At 75.4% G+C, this 17,415-nt stretch carries 14 protein-coding genes; 6 read left to right on the top strand and 8 right to left on the bottom strand.

Translation table 11 applies throughout. From position 1 onward, the window contains the following. Positions 1–14: 14 nt before the first annotated feature. Both BMZ33_RS24760 and BMZ33_RS20750 read right to left on the bottom strand, forming a co-directional pair. On the bottom strand, positions 15–875 hold the full coding sequence (locus BMZ33_RS24760) for a cold shock domain-containing protein (protein ID WP_091115888.1): 861 nt from the start codon (positions 873–875) through the stop codon (positions 15–17). Positions 876–937: 62 nt separating this feature from the next. After that, a complete protein-coding gene (locus tag BMZ33_RS20750; protein WP_091115883.1) occupies positions 938–5,542 on the bottom strand; it encodes an ATP-dependent helicase in 4,605 nt (1,534 codons plus the stop codon). A gap of 115 nt (positions 5,543–5,657) precedes the next feature. On the opposite strand from BMZ33_RS20750, the gene BMZ33_RS20745 reads away from it, so the two are divergent. From BMZ33_RS20745 to BMZ33_RS20725, 5 genes are all read left to right on the top strand, one after another. Continuing rightward, positions 5,658–6,803, top strand: a complete 1,146-nt coding sequence (locus tag BMZ33_RS20745) for an acyl-CoA dehydrogenase family protein (protein WP_091116043.1) — start codon at positions 5,658–5,660, stop codon at positions 6,801–6,803. Then, a complete protein-coding gene (locus BMZ33_RS20740) occupies positions 6,800–8,053 on the top strand; it encodes an MFS transporter (protein ID WP_091115880.1) in 1,254 nt (417 codons plus the stop codon). The genes BMZ33_RS20745 and BMZ33_RS20740 overlap by 4 nt, the downstream gene beginning before the upstream one ends. A gap of 169 nt (positions 8,054–8,222) precedes the next feature. Then, a complete protein-coding gene (locus tag BMZ33_RS20735) occupies positions 8,223–8,417 on the top strand; it encodes a DUF3046 domain-containing protein (protein ID WP_091115877.1) in 195 nt (64 codons plus the stop codon). A gap of 184 nt (positions 8,418–8,601) precedes the next feature. After that, positions 8,602–9,633, top strand: coding sequence for a recombinase RecA (gene recA / locus BMZ33_RS20730; RefSeq protein WP_091115873.1), 1,032 nt, complete (start codon positions 8,602–8,604; stop codon positions 9,631–9,633). A gap of 8 nt (positions 9,634–9,641) precedes the next feature. Beyond that, positions 9,642–10,379, top strand: coding sequence for a regulatory protein RecX (locus tag BMZ33_RS20725; protein WP_091115871.1), 738 nt, complete (start codon positions 9,642–9,644; stop codon positions 10,377–10,379). An 86-nt stretch (positions 10,380–10,465) separates the two neighbouring features. On the opposite strand, the gene BMZ33_RS20720 is transcribed toward BMZ33_RS20725, so the two are convergent. The 5 genes from BMZ33_RS20720 to BMZ33_RS20700 form a co-directional block, all read right to left on the bottom strand. Then, positions 10,466–10,897 carry a hypothetical protein gene (locus BMZ33_RS20720; protein ID WP_091115868.1) on the bottom strand — a complete coding sequence of 144 codons (432 nt, stop codon included), beginning with the start codon at positions 10,895–10,897 and terminating at the stop codon, positions 10,466–10,468. A 110-nt stretch (positions 10,898–11,007) separates the two neighbouring features. Continuing rightward, complete coding sequence (locus tag BMZ33_RS20715; RefSeq protein ID WP_091115865.1) at positions 11,008–11,901, bottom strand: amino acid ABC transporter permease; 894 nt, start codon at positions 11,899–11,901, stop codon at positions 11,008–11,010. Then, positions 11,898–12,548 (bottom strand): amino acid ABC transporter permease, encoded by a 651-nt coding sequence (locus BMZ33_RS20710; RefSeq protein WP_091115861.1) that lies wholly within the window; start codon positions 12,546–12,548, stop codon positions 11,898–11,900. The genes BMZ33_RS20715 and BMZ33_RS20710 overlap by 4 nt, the downstream gene beginning before the upstream one ends. A 79-nt stretch (positions 12,549–12,627) precedes the next feature. Next, positions 12,628–13,521 (bottom strand): glutamate ABC transporter substrate-binding protein, encoded by an 894-nt coding sequence (locus BMZ33_RS20705; protein ID WP_091115858.1) that lies wholly within the window; start codon positions 13,519–13,521, stop codon positions 12,628–12,630. A 21-nt stretch (positions 13,522–13,542) separates the two neighbouring features. Further along, positions 13,543–14,298: an amino acid ABC transporter ATP-binding protein gene (locus BMZ33_RS20700; RefSeq protein ID WP_091115854.1), complete on the bottom strand. Its 756-nt coding sequence runs from the start codon at positions 14,296–14,298 to the stop codon at positions 13,543–13,545. 112 nt (positions 14,299–14,410) lie between these two features. On the opposite strand from BMZ33_RS20700, the gene miaB reads away from it, so the two are divergent. Next, a complete protein-coding gene (gene miaB, locus BMZ33_RS20695; RefSeq protein WP_091115850.1) occupies positions 14,411–15,886 on the top strand; it encodes a tRNA (N6-isopentenyl adenosine(37)-C2)-methylthiotransferase MiaB in 1,476 nt (491 codons plus the stop codon). A gap of 4 nt (positions 15,887–15,890) precedes the next feature. Here the strand turns inward: miaB and BMZ33_RS20690 are convergent, their stop codons facing one another. Beyond that, positions 15,891–17,399: a DUF349 domain-containing protein gene (locus tag BMZ33_RS20690; protein WP_091115846.1), complete on the bottom strand. Its 1,509-nt coding sequence runs from the start codon at positions 17,397–17,399 to the stop codon at positions 15,891–15,893. Between the last annotated feature and the right edge of the window lie 16 nt (positions 17,400–17,415).

Here is a 17,415-nt window from a genome sequence, read left to right as displayed (position 1 = left end):
AGGAGGGTCCCTCGTCAGCTCAGCGGGCGGACGCCGGTCGCGCTCGTCCCGCGCGCACCCGAGGTCCGGGTGAAGGCCACCCGCTGGCCCTCCTCGAGCTCCCGGTAGCCGCCGTCCTCGGCGATCTCGGAGAAGTGCACGAACACGTCGTCGCCGCCGTCGTCGGGCGTGATGAACCCGAAGCCCTTGCCGGAGTCGAACCACTGCACGGTGCCCTCGGCGTCGCCCTGCGGTGCGTCGCCGCCGCGGGCCGGGCGCGCGGGCCGCTGGTCGCGGCCACCGCGGTCGTCACGGCGGTCGTCACGGCGCTCCCGGGGCGCCGGGCGGTCGTAGCCGCTGCCCCGGCCGGCCGGCGGGAGCAGGCGCACGGCCTCGGCCTGCAGCCCGCGGTTGCCCTCGACGAGCTCGAACTCGACGCGGTCGCCCTCCTCGAGGTCGCCGCCGCGGGACACCGCCGAGACGTGCACGAAGACGTCCTCGGGGACGATGAACCCGAACCCGCGGTCGGCGTCGAAGCGAGTCACGGTGCCCTGGACGACGATGCCGCGCGGGGTACGAGAGCCACCGCGCCCGCGGTCGTCGCGCCCACCGCGGTCGTCGCGGGCGCCTCGGTCGCGGCCGCCCCGGTCGCGGTCGCCACGGTCGTCCCGGCGGCCGCGGGGGGCGCCGCCCACCGGGCGCACCCGCTCGGCCTGCGGACCGCGCGGGCCCTCGGTGGCGTCGAAGTCGACCGCCTGCCCCTCCTCGAGGGTGCGGAAGCCGCCGGTGTCCTCGATCGCCGAGAAGTGGACGAAGACGTCGTCCCCGCCGTCCTGCGCCTCGATGAACCCGAAGCCCTTGTCCGCGTCGAACCAGCGGACCGTGCCGGCTGCCATGTCTGTCCCTCATCCCTCACGACTGCGACGGTCCACGGTACGCGGGTGCCGCCCGGTGCCGGTCAGCCCCGGAGGCGCAGGCCCCGCGGGGTGGCGGCGAAGCCCGCGGCCTGCAGCGCGGCCGACAGCGGGGTGTCCTGGTGCACCGAGGCACCGTCGGCCTTCTGCACCACCATCCGGCCCAGCGCACCGGCGGCGACGGCGCCCGACAGCGCGGTCGCCGCCTCCTTGAGCGTCTGCTCGTCCTCGGTGAACGACAGCAGCGACTTGCCGCCGCGCTCGACGTAGAGCACCAGGTCGCCGTCGACGAGCACGACCAGCGCGCCGGCCTTGCGCCCGGCGCGGTGGCCGCTGGCCCGCCGCCCGCCGCCGGTGCCCTCGCCGACGTCGACGGCGACCTGCTCGGCGGAGTCACCCTCGGCCGGGCCGCCTCGGTCGGGCCAGGGGAGGGCCGCCCCGTAGACGTTGGCCGGGTCGGTGGCCGCCAGCACCACGGCGCCCTCGGGTGCCCGGTCGGGGGTGGCGAAGGCGCGCAGCCGGTCGACCGAGCCGGGCGTGCCGAACTGGGCGGCGCCGAGGGTCTCGACGAAGTAGCCGCGCCGCGCCCGGTTGTTCTCCTCGAACGCGCGCAGCACCGGGTAGACCGCGGAGAACCCGCCCGGCACCTGCTCGGCCACGACCGCGCCGCGGGTGAGCACGCCGTGCCGCTCGAGCAGCGCCTCGGCGCGGGCGGTGGTGCGCCGGGTGGGGTTGGGCTCGCGCTCGGGCAGCCGCGACCACCGGCCGGCCACCGTGGGCGGGCCGGTGCGGGTGGGCAACGCCGGGCGGCCGAGCCGGGGCCGGCCGTAGCGGCTGCGGTCGACCCGGGCGCGCGGCGGCGCGGGCGCCCGCTTGTGCGTGCCGCCGCCGGCCAGCCGGGTGCGCAGCGGGGCGAGGGTGTCGTTCGTCAGCAGCCCGGCCCAGACCAGGTCCCACACGACGTCGGCCAGCGCGGTGTCGTCGGTGGCGCCGACGAGGTCGGACAGCCCGCGGAAGAACACCGCCTGCCCGGCCGACAGCTGCTCGAGGACCGCGGAGGCGACGCCGCCCTCCTCCGGCAGCTCCACCGGGTCGGGCAGCAGCAGCGGCGCGAGGTCGGCCGGGACCAGGCTCACCCAGCCGTCGCCGCCGGGCAGCCCGCCGGCCCCCGCCCACAGCACCTCGCCGGCGCTGGTCAGCTCGTCGAGCATCGCGGGGGAGTAGTCGCGCACCCGGGTGGGCAGCACCAGCGTCTCCAGCGCGCTGGCCGGCACCAGCGCCCCGGCGAGCTGCTCGACCACGGCCAGCACGCCGTCGACCCCGCGCATCCGGCTGCCGACCGACTGCCACGACGGCGTGAACCGGGCCAGCGTGCCGATCGGCACCGGCTCGACCTCCTGGCGGAGCTTGGCCAGGCTGCGGCGGCGCACCGAGCGCAGCACGTCGGCGTCGCACCACTCCTGCCCGGTGCCGCCGGGCCGGAACTCGCCGGTGACCAGCCGGCCGGTCCCCACCAGCCGCTGCAGCGTCGCGGTGACGACGGCGACGCCGAGCCCGAGCCGGGTGGCGACCTGGGCCGGCTGGACGGGCCCGTGCGTGCGGGCGTAGCGGCCGACCAGGTCGCCCAGCGGGTCGGCGACCGGCTCGGTGAACGCCTCGGGGACGCCCACGGGCAGCGCGGTGCCCAGCGCGTCGCGCAGCCGGCCGGCGTCCTCGATGGCGACGTGCCGCTCCTCGCCGGCGATCCGCACGACGATGGCGCGGCGGGAGGCCACCAGCTCCGCCAGCCACTCCGCGGGGATGCCGCGCTGCGCCGCCTCGGCGGGGGTGAGGTCGCCGATCCCGCGCAGCAGGTCGGAGGCGCCGTCGACGTCGCGGGGGTGCCGCTCGGCCGGCAGCCGCTGCAGCTCCCGCTCCACCTCGGCCAGTGCCTCCGCGTCGAGCAGCTCGCGCAGCTCCGAGCGGCCGAGCAGCTCGGCGAGCAGGCCGGTGTCCAGGGCCAGCGCCTGCGCCCGGCGCTCGGCCAGCGGGGCGTCGCCCTCGTACAGGAACTGCCCGACGTAGCCGAACAGCAGCGACTGGGCGAACGGCGAGGCGGCCTGGGTCTGCACGTCGACCACCCGGACCCGCCGCGACCGCACGTCGCGCATCAGCTCGACCAGGCCCGGCACGTCGTAGACGTCCTGCAGCACCTCGCGGGCGGCCTCGAGCGTGATGGGGAAGGAGGAGAACTCGCCGGCCACGCTGAGCAGCTGGGCGGCGCGCTGGCGCTGCTGCCACAGCGGGGTGCGGCGGCGCGGGTCGCGGCGGGGCAGCAGCAGCGCGCGGGCGGCGCACTCGCGGAAGCGGCTGGCGAACAGCGCCGAGGTGCCGACCTCCGCGGTCACCTCGCGCTCGACGTCGTCGGGGTCGAGGACGGCGAGGTCGGCCTCCGGCGGCTCGCCGGTGGTGTCGGGCAGCCGCAGCACGATGCCGTCGTCGGAGTGCATCGAGGCGACGTCGACGCCGTAGCGCTCGCGCAGCCGGGCGGCGAGGACCAGCGCCCACGGGGCGTTGACCTGCGCGCCGAAGGGGGAGTGCACGACCAGCCGCCAGTCGCCCAGCTCGTCGCGGAACCGCTCGACCAGCAGCGTGCGGTCGTCGGGCAGGTGGCCGGTGGCCGCCTTCTGCTCGGCGAGGTAGGCGAGCAGGTTGGCCGCGCCCCAGTCGTCGAGCCCGGCCGCCTGCGCGCGCTCGCGGCCCCGCTCCGGCGTGGCCGAGCCGACCTCGCGCAGGAACGCGCCCAGCGCGCGGCCCAGCTCCAGCGGCCGGCCGGGGGCGTCGCCGTGCCAGAACGGCATCTTCCCGGGCTGCCCGGGCGCGGGGGAGACCAGCACCCGGTCGTGGGTGATCTCCTCGATGCGCCACGACGACGAGCCGAGCAGGAAGACGTCGCCCACCCGCGACTCGTAGACCATCTCCTCGTCGAGCTCGCCGACCCGGCGCCCGCCCGACCCCTCGCCGCCGACGAGGAAGACGCCGAACAGCCCGCGGTCGGGGATGGTGCCGCCGCTGGTGACGGCCAGCCGCTGCGCGCCGCTGCGGGCGGTGAGGGTGTCGGTGACCCGGTCCCAGGTCAGCCGCGGGCGCAGCTCGGCGAACGCGTCGGAGGGGTAGCGGCCGGCGAGCATGTCGAGCACGGCGTGCAGCGCGGAGTCGGGCAGGCCGGAGAACGGCGCCGACCGGCGCAGCAGCGCGCCGACTTCCTCGACCGTGCGCGGGCCCTCCGACACGATCGCCACGACCTGCTGGGCGAGCACGTCGAGCGGGTTGCGCAGGTAGCGGATCGACTCGATCGCGCCGGCCTTCATCCGCTCGGCCACCAGCGCGCACTGCACGAGGTCGCCGCGGTACTTGGGGAACAGCACGCCGCGGCTGACCGCGCCCACCTGGTGCCCGGCACGCCCGACCCGCTGCAGGCCGGCGGCGACGGTGGGCGGCGCCTCGACCTGGACGACGAGGTCGACCGAGCCCATGTCGATGCCGAGCTCCAGCGAGGACGTCGCCACCACCGCCGGCAGCCGGCCGGACTTCAGCGCCTCCTCCACCACCGCCCGCTGCTCGCGCGACACCGACCCGTGGTGGGCCGCGGCGACCGGCTGCACGCCCTCGGGGACGCCGCCGCCGGCACCGGCCTGGGCCACCAGCGCGGCGGCGTTGGTGCCCGGCGGCACCTCCTCCCCGGTGGCCCGCTCGTAGGCCATCTCGTTGAGCCGGCTGGTCAGCCGCTCGGCCAGCCGCCGGGAGTTGGCGAACACGATCGTGCTGCGGTGCGCCTGCACCAGGTCGAGCACCCGCTCCTCGACCGCCGGCCAGATCGACGTCCGCGGCTGGTCGCCGGCCGCCGACCCCTCCAGCTCGCCGGTGGGCTGGCCGAGGGCGCTCATGTCCTCGACCGGGACGACGACCGAGAGGTCCCACTCCTTGACCGACGGCGGCTGCACCACCTGCACCGGCCGCCCGCCCGCGAGGTAGGTGGCGACCTCCTCGATCGGGCGCACCGTCGCCGACAGGCCGATCCGCTGCGCCGGGCGGTCGAGCAGCTCGTCGAGCCGGTCGAGGGAGACCGCCAGGTGCGCGCCGCGCTTGCTGTCGGTGACCGCGTGCACCTCGTCGACGATCACCGTCTCCACCCCGCGCAGCGCCTCCCGCGCGGAGCTGGTGAGCAGCAGGAACAGCGACTCGGGCGTGGTGATGAGGATGTCGGTGGGCCGCCGGGTGAAGGCCCGCCGCTCGTCGGCGGGGGTGTCGCCGGAGCGGATGCCGACCGAGATCTCCGGCCGCGGCAGGCCCAGTCGCATCGCCGCCTGGCCGATGCCCGTCAGCGGCGCGCGCAGGTTGCGCTCGACGTCGACGGCCAGCGCCTTGAGCGGGGAGACGTAGAGCACCCGGCAGCGCCGGCCCTCGTCGAGCGGCGGGGTGGCGGTCAGCCGGTCGAGCGACCACAGGAACGCCGCCAGCGTCTTGCCCGAGCCGGTGGGGGCCACGACGAGCGCGTGGTCACCGCTGCTGATGGCCTGCCACGCGCCCTCCTGGGCGGCCGTGGGCGCGGCGAAGGCGCCGGTGAACCAGGCCCGGGTGGGCTCGGAGAACCGGTCGAGAGCGGGCACGCCCCCAGTGTCCCCGCGGGTACGACAGTCCGCTGGCCTGCGCGGACGCGGCCGGTGCGCCCACAGCCGAACGGGGTCGCCCGGTCCTGGGGTGCTCTGGGGCACACTGCCGGGCATGCGCCACTCGCTCTACGAGGCCGAGCACGAGGACTTCCGCCGCATGGTCCGCGACTGGGCGGAGAAGACCGTCGCCCCGTTCCACGACCAGTGGGAACGCGAGGGCATCGTCCCGCGCGACGTGTGGCTCTCCGGCGGCGAGCAGGGGCTGCTCGGCTTCGACGTCGACGAGCGGTGGGGCGGCGGCGGGGTCCGCGACTTCCGCTACAACGCCGTCCTCAACGAGGAGCTGACCCGCATCGGCGCCACCGGCGTCGGCTTCACCCTGCACGACGACGTCGTCGCCCCCTACCTGCGCGACCTCTGCACCGAGGAGCAGGCGGAGCGCTGGCTGCCCGGCTTCTGCCGCGGCGAGCTGATCACCGCGATCGCCATGACCGAGCCCGGCACCGGCAGCGACCTGCAGGCGATCCGCACCACCGCCCGCCGCGACGGCGACTCGTGGGTGCTCAACGGCGCCAAGACCTTCATCACCAACGGCATCAACGCCGACCTCGTCATCGTGGTCGCGCGCACCGACCCCGACGCCCCGGGCTCGAAGGGCACCAGCCTGCTCGTCGTCGAGCGGGGGATGCCGGGCTTCAGCCGCGGCCGCAACCTGGACAAGGTCGGCCTGAAGGCACAGGACACCGCCGAGCTGTTCTTCGACGACGTCCGCGTGCCCGCGGAGAACCTGCTCGGCCGGGAGAACGGCGGCTTCGCCCACCTCATGGGCAACCTGCCGCAGGAGCGGCTGTCGATCGCCGTCGGCGCGGTCGCCTCGGCCGAGACGGTGCTGGCGCGCACCCGCGAGTACGTCACCTCCCGGACGGCGTTCGGCCGGCCGGTCGGCAGCTTCCAGCACAGCCGGTTCGTCCTCGCGGAGCTGCACACCGAGACGACGATCGCCCGCACCTTCGTCGACGAGTGCGTGCGCCGGCACAACGACGGCGAGCTCGACGCCGTCGACGCGGCGATGGCCAAGTACTGGACGACCGAGCTGCAGAACAAGGTGGCCGACCGCTGCCTGCAGCTGCACGGCGGCTACGGCTACATGGACGAGTACCCGGTGTCGAAGGCCTGGCGCGACGCCCGCGTCCAGTCCATCTACGGCGGCACCAACGAGATCATGCGGGAGATCATCGGCCGCTCGCTGGGACTGTGACCCCCGGCGTCTCGGCCGGCCCCGACGTCGAGGGCGTCCAGCGGCGCACCGTCGGCGTCCTCGCCGGCGCGGTCGCGCTCGGCGGGCTGGGCGTCACCGTCGGGATCACCGTCGGCGGCCTGCTCGCCCGCGAGGTCTCGGGCAGCGACTCGGCCGCGGGGCTCGGGCAGACCGCGGGCGTGCTCGGCGCCGCGGTGCTGGCCGTCCCGCTGGCGCGGCTGTCGGACCGCGCCGGGCGCCGCGCCGGCCTGGTCGCCGGGTACGCCGTCGCCCTCGCCGGGGCCGCGCTGACCGTCGTCGCGGCGGCACTGTCGTCCCTGGCGCTGCTGCTGGCCGGCCTGTTCGCCTTCGGCGCCTCGACCGCGTGCGGGCTGCAGGCGCGCTACGCCGCCGCCGATCTCGCCGCCCCCGAGCGGCGCGGCCGGGCGCTGTCGCTGGTCGTCTGGGCGACCACCGTCGGCTCGGTGTTCGGCCCGCAGCTGGCCGCGCCCGGCGCCGGGCTGGCCGGGGCGCTCGGGCTGCCGGCGCTCGGCGGCGGGTTCGTCGTCTCCGCCGCGGTGTTCGCCGTCGTCGCCGCCGGGCTGTGGGCCGCGCTGCGCCCCGACCCGCTGCTGCTGGCCCGCCGGCTGCGCGACGGCGCCGGGCCGCCGGCCCCGCGCCCGCCGCGGGCCACCCGGGCGGCGCTGGCGGCGGTGTGGGCCGACCCGGGCGGGCGGCTCGGGCTGGTCGCCGTCGTGGTGTCCCACGCGGTGATGGTCGGCGTGATGGTCATGACGCCGGTGCACATGGGGCACGCCGGCGGCCCCGAGGGGACGACGCTGCGGCTGGTCGGGCTGGTCATCAGCGTGCACGTGGCCGGCATGTACCTGTTCAGCCCGCTCGTCGGCCTGCTCGCCGACCGCGCGGGGCGGCGGACGACGGTCGCCCTCGGGGGAGCGCTGCTGCTGTCCGCCGCGGCGATCGCCGGCACGGCGCCGCCGGAGGCCGCCTGGCGGCTGGGCGCCGGGCTGCTGCTGCTCGGCCTGGGCTGGTCCTGCGGGCTGATCGCGGGCTCGACGCTGGTCACCGAGTCGGTGCCCGCGGAGGTGCGGCCGACCGCGCAGGGCGGGACCGACCTGCTGATGGGGCTGGGCGCGGCGGTGGCCGGCGCGGTCGGCGGGCCGCTGCTGGCGGTGGGCGGCTTCGGCCTGGTGGCCGGGGTCTCGGCGGCGCTGGTCGTCCCGCTGGCGGTGGTGTGGGCCCGGCGGTGACCGTTCAGCGGCCCCGCATGCCGCGCCAGAGGAGCACCAGGGTCACGAGCATGCACAGGGCGATGCCGATCTCCAGGACGGTGTCCCAGGTGGCCGAGCCGGTGGTGGGGAACACGGCCCGAGCCTAGGGCCGACGGCGGCCGCGGTCCCGCGCGCTAGCGTCGGGGACGTGCGCCTGCAGGAGTTCTGGTCCCGGCTCGAGGCCCAGTTCGGGTCGATGCGGGCGCAGACCGTGGCGCGCGACCACGTCTTCTCCTCCCTGGGCGGCCGGACAGCCCTCGACGCGATCGAGGCGGGGCTGCCCGTCCGCCGGGTGTGGCTGGCCATCTGCGAGGAGTACGAGGTCCCGCCGAGGGACCGCTGAGGCCGGGCGTCCGCGAGGCGCCTGCGTGTCGCTCGACTCGAACGTGTGTTCGCCCTACAGTGGCGTCCACAGGGGAGTCGCTCCTCCACAGGTCCGGCCCGTTCCCGGAAAGTGTCAGACCCCCGACCTAGCGTCGTCCACGACACCCCACGACTCCGCACGCGACTTCCCGAAGGTGAGCACCATGGCAACGCTCGACCGCGACAAGGCCCTCGACATGGCCCTCGCCCAGATCGACAAGCAGTTCGGCAAGGGCTCGGTCATGCGGCTGGGCGACAACCCGGCGCAGGCGATCAAGGTCATCCCGACGGGCTCGATCGCCCTCGACATCGCGCTGGGCATCGGCGGCCTGCCCCGCGGCCGCGTCGTCGAGGTCTACGGCCCCGAGGCCTCCGGCAAGACGACGGTCGCGCTGCACGCGGTGGCCAACGCCCAGGCGGCCGGCGGCATCGCGGCCTTCATCGACGCCGAACACGCCCTCGACCCCGAGTACGCCCGGGCCATCGGCGTCGACACCGACGCGCTGCTGGTCAGCCAGCCCGACACCGGTGAGCAGGCGCTCGAGATCGCCGACATGCTCATCCGCTCCGGCGCGCTGGACATCATCGTCATCGACTCCGTCGCGGCCCTCGTGCCCCGCGCCGAGATCGAGGGCGAGATGGGTGACAGCCACGTCGGTCTGCAGGCCCGCCTCATGAGCCAGGCGCTGCGCAAGATCACCGGTGCGCTGAACAACTCGGGCACCACCGCGATCTTCATCAACCAGCTGCGCGAGAAGGTCGGCATCGTCTACGGCTCGCCCGAGGTCACCACCGGTGGCCGCGCGCTGAAGTTCTACTCGTCGGTCCGCCTCGACGTGCGCCGGATCGAGACCCTCAAGCAGGGCACCGACGCCGTCGGCAGCCGGGTGCGGGTCAAGGTCGTGAAGAACAAGGTCGCCGCCCCGTTCAAGCAGGCCGAGCTCGACCTGCTGTGGGGTCAGGGCTTCAGCCGCGAGGGCGGCCTCATCGACGCCGGCGTCGAGCAGGGCTTCATCCGCAAGTCCGGCGCCTGGTACACGTACGAGGGCGACCAGCTCGGCCAGGGCAAGGAGAACGTCCGCTCCTTCCTGCGCGACAACCCCGACCTCGCCGACGAGATCGAGAAGAAGGTCAAGGAGAAGCTGGGCATCGGCCCGCAGGTCGACGCCCCGGCCGCTGACCCGGTCGACTTCTGAGCACTCCGATGACCGGCCGGCCGGGCCCGTCGCCCCTGGACGACGAGCCCGAGCGGGCCGACCGGCCCGGCGGCCGGCGCCGTCTCCGCGGGGACTCCCCGGGCGGGCGGGCCGGCCGCCGGCGGCGGCCGGGGCCGTCCCCTGACCCGGACGGCCCGGCCGCCCACCCCGGGCCCGACGGCCCGGATGCGGTCCCCGGGGACCCCGCCGACGAGGCCGGCGACCCCGAGTCGGTGGCCCGGGCGGTCTGCCTGCGGGCGCTCACCGGCGCGCCCAAGACTCGCCAGCAGCTGGCCGACCTGCTCGAGCGCCGCGGCGTCCCCGAGGAGGCCGCGACCGCCGTGCTCGACCGGTTCGGCGAGGTGGGCCTCGTCGACGACGCCGCCTTCGCCCGCGCCTGGGTGAGCTCGCGCCAGGCCGGCCGCGGCCTGGCCCGCCGGGCCCTCAAGGCGGAGCTGCGGGCCAAGGGCGTCGACGGGGAGGACGCCGAGCAGGCCCTCGCCCTGGTCGACGACGAGGACGAGCGCGCGGCCGCCCGGCGGCTGGTCGAGCGGCGCCTGTCCGGTCTCCGCCGGGTCGACCGGGTCACCGCCACCCGCCGGCTGGTCGGCATGCTGGCTCGCAAGGGCTACGGCGGCGGGCTGGCCGCGGGGGTGGTCCGGGACGTCCTCGACGAGACCGGCTTCGGCACCGACCCCGGTCCCGGCGGGCCGGACGGGCCCGGCTGGGAGGACGACCTGCCCTGACGGGCGGCACGCACGACGAGGACGGGCCCCGCCGCCGGCTCTCGGAGCCGGCGACGGGGCCCGTCCCCGTGTCGGGGCCGCTGCGGTCAGGGGGCGGGCGCCCCGGCCGCCGTCGTCCAGGCGGTGAGGTCGACGGCGCGGCCGCCGGGGGCCTCGTCGTCGGGCACCAGCCACGCTCCCTCGGCGCCGCGGGCGTGCCCGGCGCGCAGCCAGCGGGCGATCTGCGCCTCGAAGGAGCGGTCGGGCGCCACGGCCGGGCGGCTGACCGGGCCGAGGAAGGTCAGGTCGACCTCGGTGCCGTCGAACATGCGCAGCACCACCCGGCAGCGGGCGCGCCGGTGCCGGGCCGGGGGCACCGCCTCGCGGACGACGGCGGAGTCGGCACCCGCGGCGCCGGCGAAGGAGGCCGACGCCGCCCGCAGCCGGTTCACGAAGTCCTGGGCGGCGTCGACCTGCCCTCCGGGCAGGCGCACCACGGTGGGCAGCGGCGGCACGACGGGGCGGAGAGCGGTGTCCACGGACCCGTTCTCGGCAGCCCCGGCACCGCGCCTGACCGCCGGCTCACCCGCGGTGCGGAGCGGGACGAGCGGGGCACGGCGTGACCGTCCCGTGTCCCGCACGCGACCGGTCAGACCGGCCCGCCACCCCCGCCCATCTGGACGTCGGCGGGCAGCTCGACGTCCTTGGCCGCGGCCGCCTTGGTGCTGCGCCGGGTGCGCTTCTCCACGCTCCGTGCCACCTGGGAGAGCACCACGTTGACGACGATGTAGACGAGGGCGGCGGCCACGTAGAGCTGGAAGGTGTACTGGCTGCCGAAGGAGAAGTTGAAGAACTCGACCAGGCTGCGCGCGGTCCGCAGCAACTCGACGTAGCCGACGATGAAGCCCAGCGACGAGTCCTTGAGCAGGACCACGAGCTGGGCCACCAGCACCGGCAGCATCCGGCGCACTGCCTGCGGCAGCAGGACCAGCGTCATGACCTGCGTCTTGCGCATGCCGAGGGCGAAGGCCGCCTCCCGCTGCCCCCGGTCCACCGACAGGATCCCGGCCCGGAAGATCTCGGCCAGCACGGCCATGTTGTAGAGCGTCAGCCCCAGCACCAGCGCCCGGAACGCGGTCATCGGGACGCCGACCGTGGGCAGGAACAGCAGGCAGAACAGGATCAGGATGAGCAGCGGGACGGCGCGGAAGAGCTCGATGACCACGCCGACCGGGATGCGCACCCACGCGTGGTCGGACAGCCGTCCGACGGCCAGCAGCGCGCCCAGCACGGTGGCCAGCACCATGCCGACCGCGGCGACCGCCAGCGTGTTGAGCAGCCCCTGCCACAGGGCCTGCGGCACACCCGAGGCCGGGTCGAAGAGCACCGCCCAGCGGTCGGGCTCGAGCTGGCCGTTGGCCGCCAGCCGCCACAGGGCCAGCCCGACGAGCGCGGCGACGACGAGGGCGCCGACCACGGTGCCCACCAGCTGACGGCGGCGGGCCCGGGGCCCCGGCAGGTCGAACAGGACGCTGGTGCTCATCGGACGATCGCCACCCGGGTCTCGACCACCCGGATCAGCCAGGCGGAGGGGAGCGTGATGACCAGGTAGCCGGCGACCACCGCGGCGAAGACGGCGAGCAGCTGGTCGGCGTTGGCGTTGGCCAGCCGCTGCAGCGCCGCGGTCAGGTCGGTGACGGCGAACCCGGCGGCGATCGAGGTGTTCTTCGCCAGCGCGATCCACACGTTGCCCAGCGGGGGAACCACGGTGCGGAATGCCTGGGGGAGGACCACCTGACGCAGCGACTGCCCGAAGGTCAGCCCGAGCGCGCGGGCGGCCTCGGCCTGGCCCGCCGGGACGGAGTTGATGCCCGAGCGCAGCGCCTCGCAGACGAACGCGGCGGTGTAGAGCGACAGCGCCGCCACCGCGGTGAGGAACCGGCTCGGGAACTGCAGGTCGATCTGCACGATGCCGAACGCCAGGAAGAAGAACACGACGGTCAGCGGGGTGTTGCGGAAGACCTCGACGTAGAAGGTGGCCAGCCCGCGCAGCGGGGGCACCGGGCTCACCCGCATCCCGGCCAGCACGGTGCCGAGCACCAGCGCGCACAGGCCGCTGACGACCGCGAGGGAGAGCGTCGTCAGGAACGCGCCCCACAACAGGTCGGAGTTGTCGCTGAGGAACTGCACCGCGCCCTCGATCTCTCAGTCACCGGGGACGCCGCCGGGCGGGGAGCCCGCCCGGCGGCGTCCTGACCGGTCGGTGGGGTCAGTACCGGTCCACCGACGGCGGCTCGGGGGCCTCCTCGCCGGTGATGGCGCCGGCGGTGCGGTCCCAGGCGTCGGCCCAGCGGCCGTCCTCGAAGGACTCCTCGAGCACGTCGTTGATGAAGTTGCGGAACTCGGTGTTCCCGAGCTCCAGGCCGATGCCGTAGGGCTCCTCGGTGAACGGGTTGCCCACCAGCTCGAAGCCCTCGGGGTTGCCGGCGACCAGGCCGGTGAGGATGACGTTGTCCGTCGTCACGGCCTGGACGTTGCCGTTGGCCAGGTCGTCGGCGCACTTGGAGTAGACGTCGTAGGTCACCAGCTGGGCCTCCGGGTAGTTGTCCCGGATGTTCTGCGCCGGCGTCGATCCCTCGACCGAGCAGACGGTCTTGCCCGCCAGGTCGTCGGGGCCCTCGATGCCCTCGGGGTTGCCGGCCGCGACCATGATGTCCTGGCCGGCGAGGTAGTACGGACCGGCGAAGTCGACGACCTGCTTGCGGGCATCGTTGATCGTGTAGGTGGCCACGACGATGTCGACCTGGCCGTTCTGGATGAACGGCTCGCGGTTGGCCGAGACGGTCTCGGTGAACTCGATGTCCTCGGGGGCGATGCCCAGCTCACCGGCGACGATCTTCGCGATCTCGACGTCGAAGCCCTCGGGCTGACTGCTCTGCGGGTTGAGCAGGCCGAAGCCGGGCTGGTCGTACTTGGTGCCGACGGTGATCGTCCCGGCCTCGTTCAGCTCGGCCATGGTCGACCCCTCGGGGAAGTCGACGTCCTCGGCGACGGTCGGCGCGCTGGAGGACTCCTCCGCGGCCTGGGTGCCGGCCTCGCTGGAACAGGCAGCGAGGGTCAGGCCGAGCGCGGCGAAGGCCGCGAGTCGTCGGGTGCTGCGCATGGGTGGGTCCTCCCGTGGGGGTCAGTGGTTGAGGATCTTGGAGAGGAAGTCGCGCGCCCGGTCCGAGCGCGGAGCGGTGAAGAAGGTCTCGGGGTCGGCGGCCTCGACGATCCGGCCGCCGTCCATGAACACGACCCGGTTGGCCGCCCGCCGGGCGAAGCCCATCTCGTGGGTGACCACGACCATCGTCATGCCCTCGCGGGCCAGCGAGGTCATGACGTCGAGGACCTCGTTGATCATCTCCGGGTCGAGCGCCGAGGTCGGCTCGTCGAAGAGGATGACCTTGGGGTCCATCGCCAGTGCGCGGGCGATCGCCACGCGCTGCTGCTGGCCGCCGGAGAGCTGCGCCGGGTACTTGTCGGCCTGGTGGGCGACGCCGACCCGCTCGAGCAGCTCGCGGGCGCGCGCCTCGGCCTGTCCCTTGCCCTGCCGGCGCACCCGGGTGGGGGCCAGGGTGACGTTCTCGAGGATCGTCTTGTGCGCGAAGAGGTTGAAGCTCTGGAAGACCATCCCGACGTCGCTGCGCAGCCGGGCGAGCGCCTTGCCCTCCTCGGGCAGCTTCTCGCCGTCGATGCGGATCTCGCCCTGCTGGATCGACTCGAGCCGGTTGATCGTGCGGCAGAGCGTGGACTTGCCCGAGCCGGACGGGCCGATGACGACGACGACCTCGCCGCGGTCGATCGAGAGGTCGATGTCCTGGAGGACGTGCAGTTCACCGAACCACTTGTTGACGCCGGTCAGCTGGACGAGAGGTCCTCCGGCGAGCTGGCTGGTCACCCGGGGAACCCTAGAGCCGCAGGGGGACGGCGCGGTCCCGAGGTCATCACGATCGAGTAACGGGTCCGCTCACGCCGGGTGACCGGCGTCGCGCCGTACCCTCGCAGACGCCATGGGAACCGAGGTCGACTGCCCGCCGCGCACCTACCGCGTGCGCACCTACGGGTGCCAGATGAACGTGCACGACTCCGAGCGCCTGTCCGGCCTGCTCGAGGCCGCGGGCTACGCCGCCGCCCCCGAGGGGGAGGACGCCGACGTCGTCGTCCTCAACACCTGCGCGGTGCGGGAGAACGCCGACAACCGGCTCTACGGCAACCTCGGTCACCTGCGGCCGGTCAAGGACGCCCACCCCGGCATGCAGATCGCCGTCGGCGGCTGCCTGGCGCAGAAGGACCGCGGCGAGATCGTGCGGCGCGCGCCGTGGGTCGACGTCGTCTTCGGCACGCACAACGTCGGCTCGCTGCCGGCCCTGCTCGAGCGCGCCCGCCACAACGCCGAGGCGCAGGTGGAGATCGCCGAGGCGCTCGAGGTGTTCCCCTCGACGCTGCCGGCCAGGCGGGACTCGGCCTACGCCGGCTGGGTGTCGATCAGCGTCGGCTGCAACAACACCTGCACGTTCTGCATCGTCCCGGCGCTGCGCGGCAAGGAGAAGGACCGCCGGCCCGGCGAGGTCCTCGCCGAGGTGCAGGCGCTGGTCGACCAGGGCGTGCTCGAGGTGACGCTGCTCGGCCAGAACGTCAACGCCTACGGGGTGGAGTTCCGCGACCGGGGCGCGTTCGCCGACCTGCTGCGCGCGACGGGTGCGATCGAGGGGCTGGAGCGGGTCCGCTTCACCAGCCCGCACCCGCGCGAGTTCACCGACGACGTCATCGAGGCGATGGCCGGGACGCCCGCCGTCTGCCACCAGCTGCACATGCCGCTGCAGAGCGGGTCGGACGACGTGCTGCGCCGCATGCGCCGCGGCTACCGGCAGGAGCGCTACCTCGGGATCATCGACCGGGTGCGGGCGGCGATGCCCGACGCGGCGATCACCACCGACGTCATCGTCGGCTTCCCCGGCGAGACCGAGGCCGACTTCGAGCAGACCCTCGAGGTCGTCCGGCAGGCGCGCTTCGCCGGTGCCTTCACCTTCCAGTACTCCAAGCGCCCCGGGACGCCGGCCGCCGGCATGGACGGCCAGCTGCCCAAGGAGGTCGTGCAGGAGCGCTACCTGCGGCTGACCGCGCTGCAGGAGGAGGTCTCGCTCGCGGAGAACCGCGCGCAGGTCGGCCGCACCGTGGAGCTGCTGGCCGCTGCGGGGGAGGGCAGCAAGGACGCCCGGACCGGCCGGATGAGCGGCCGGGCCCGCGACGGGCGCCTGGTGCACTTCGCCGGGAGCCAGGGCGTGCGGCCGGGCGACGTCGTCGAGACGATCGTCACCGCGGCCGCGCCGCACCACCTGGTCGCCGACGGCCCGCTGCTGTCGCACCGCCGCACCCGCGCCGGCGACGCGCACGAGGCCGGCACCCGCCCGACGACGCCCGGCGTCGCGCTGGGCATGCCGGGCGTCGGCGTCCCGCCCCCGCTCGCCCCCGTCGGCGGCTGCTGAGGGGTCAGCGGCGGGAGGCGGTCTTCTCGGCCTCGGCCAGCCACTCGCGGCGGGTCGCGAGGTTCGCGCGGGCCTCCTCGATGCGGCGTGCGTTGCCCGCGGCCTCGGCCTTGGCCAGCTGCTCCTCGGCCTTGGTGACCGCGGCCCGCATCGAGGTGACCATCGGGTTCTCCGGCGCGGTGCGCACCCGGCCGGCGTCGGAGGCGCCGCGGACCCGCTGCTCGACGGCCTGCATGCGGTCCTCGAGCGAGCGCATCGCGCCGCGCGGCACGTGCCCGATGGCGTCGTAGCGCTCCTGGATCCGGCGCAGCGCCGCCTGGGCGCTGCGCAGGTCCGTGGACGGGTCGAGCTTCTCGGCCTCGGCGAGCAGCTCCTCCTTGGCCTGCTGGTTGGCCAGCTGCTCGCTGTTGCGGGCCTTGTCCGACTCGGCGCGGGCGCTGAAGAACACGTCCTGGGCGGCGCGGAACTGCTTCCACAGGTCGTCGTCGCCGTCGCGGCTGGTGCGGGGGACGGCCTTCCAGCGGTCCATCAGCGTCCGCATCGCGGCGCTCGTGGCACCCCAGTCGGTCGACGCCGACAGCCGCTGCGCCTCGGCGATGAGCTCCTGCTTGGCAGCCCGGGCCTCGCCGCGCTGGGCGTCGAGCGCCGCGAAGTGGGCGCCCCGGCGGCGGCCGAAGGCGTCCCGGGCCGCGGCGAAGCGCGACCACAGCGCCTCGTCGGTCTTGCGGTCGATCCCGCGGATCGTCTTCCACTCCTCGACGATCGCCTTGAGCCGGTCGCCGGCGGCCTTCCACGACGTCGACTCCGCGGCGATCTGCTCGGCCTCGGCGGCCAGCGCCTCCTTGCGGGCGACCTGCACGGCGCGCGCGGCGGCCTTCTCGGCGCGCGACTCGGCGACGGCGGAGTCGGCCGTGTCCACCATGGCGCGGGCGCGCGCGGCCAGCCCGTCGAGGTCGCCGACGGCGGTCGCGGTGGGGATGCTGTCGGCCAGCGCCTGCGCCTTGGCCTTGATCTCGTTCGGGTTGCCGGTGTGCGCCTTCAGCCGGGCCTCGAGCAGCGCGACCTCGGTGGCCAGGTCGTCGTAGCGGCGGGCGAAGTGGGCCAGCCCCGCGGCCGGCTCGCCGGCCTGCCACGAGCCGACCGCGCGCTCGCCGTCGGCGGTGCGCACGTAGACGGTGCCGTCGTCGTCGACCCGGCCCCACCGCGCGGGGTCCGACGTCGCCTCGGCCGCGGGCGCGGGCGGCACCTCGGCGGGGACGCCGGCCTCCGGGGCGGTGACCTCCGGGACGCCGGCCTCCGGGGCGCCGGCCTCCGGGGCGCCGGCCTCCGGGGCGGTGACCTCGGCCACGCCGGTCTCCGGTGCGCCCGCGGCCGCCGTCGGGTCGGCCAGCTGCGCGTCCGCGGGGGTTGCCGCGGCGGGCGTCCCGGCCTCCGGGGTGACCGCGTCGGGGGCGGCCGTCTCGGGCGGGGGGACCTGCTGCGACCCGTCTCCGGGGTTCTCCGTGCTCGACACGCACCGCAGTCTCCCA

This window comes from Geodermatophilus dictyosporus (assembly GCF_900115505.1).
Lineage (GTDB): Bacteria > Actinomycetota > Actinomycetes > Mycobacteriales > Geodermatophilaceae > Geodermatophilus > Geodermatophilus dictyosporus.
This window is presented reverse-complemented; position numbering and strand designations above follow the sequence as displayed.